General features: G+C 47.4%; 1 pseudogene. It reads left to right on the top strand.

What is annotated here, in order from left to right:
- Nucleotides 1–70: 70 nt before the first annotated feature.
- Nucleotides 71–1,098: pseudogene (locus R7Q38_RS24455) on the top strand (fructose PTS transporter subunit IIA); the annotation flags it as partial.

The raw sequence follows: 1,098 nt of genomic DNA, 5'->3' as shown, positions 1-1,098 counted from the left end.
CACTACAGTCTTTTTCTCAGTAATTTAAAAATACCTCTGAAATAAAAATTATATTTATAGGGGTTCGACAATGATCACCAAACTAATAAATGAAGACTTAATTAAGCTTGATCTTAAAGCATCTTCAAAAGAAGACGTATTTAAAGAACTGGTTGCCGTTCTTCATGCCCAAGGTCGTATTTCTGACCAAACACAATTTCTTGCAGATATAAAAGCACGTGAAGAATTAGGAAATACCGGATTTGAAGATGGCGTGGCAATTCCACACGCGAAAAGCGCCGCTGTGATTGAACCGGCGGTTGTGATCGGCGTAAGCAAATCAGGTATCGAGTACGGCGCGGAAGACGGTTTACCTTCAAAGCTGTTCTTCATGATCGCTTCTCCAGACGGTGGCGATAACCACCACATCGAAGTACTTGCAGAACTGTCTTCAAAACTGATTGAAGATGGTTTCATCGATGCGTTTTTAGGTGCAACAAACAGCCAAGACGCACTGGCACTCCTTCTTGCTAAAGAAGAACCGCAACCAGTGACAGATGCTCCAGCGAACCAAGGTTTCACCATTGGTGTTACCGGTTGTCCTGCGGGCGTTGCGCACACCTACTGAGCAGCAGAAGCACTGGAGAAAGGTGCTGCGGCGATGGGTTACGAAATCAAGGTTGAAACGAATGGTTCAATCGGTGTGAAAAACAGTCCAACCGCAGAAGAAATCGAGCGTGCAGATGCCATCATCGTCGCATGTGACAAGCAAGTTGACATGAACCGCTTCGCGGGCAAACGCGTGGTTAAAACCAACGTAAAAGCCCCAATCCGCGATGCTCAAGGACTGATTAATGAAGCGTTAAACGCACCGACGTACCAAGCTGAGTCCAATGGCAATACGCAAGCGTCGGTTGCCGACAAAGCTTCTCAAGCTCGCTCTGACCTATACCGCTACTTGATGAACGGCGTATCACACATGATCCCATTCGTCGTAACGGGTGGTCTGTTGATTGCCCTTGCTCTTGCCGTCGGTGGTCAGCCAAGTGAAGCGGGCATGGCGATTCCTGAAGGCAGCATGTGGAACCAAATCCTCAATGTCGGTGTGGTTGCCTTTAC

Source organism: Vibrio sp. Vb0598, assembly GCF_033338935.1.
Lineage (GTDB): Bacteria > Pseudomonadota > Gammaproteobacteria > Enterobacterales > Vibrionaceae > Vibrio > Vibrio alginolyticus.
The sequence above is the reverse complement of the archived record's forward strand: the minus strand, read 5'-3'. Positions and strand labels throughout refer to the sequence as shown.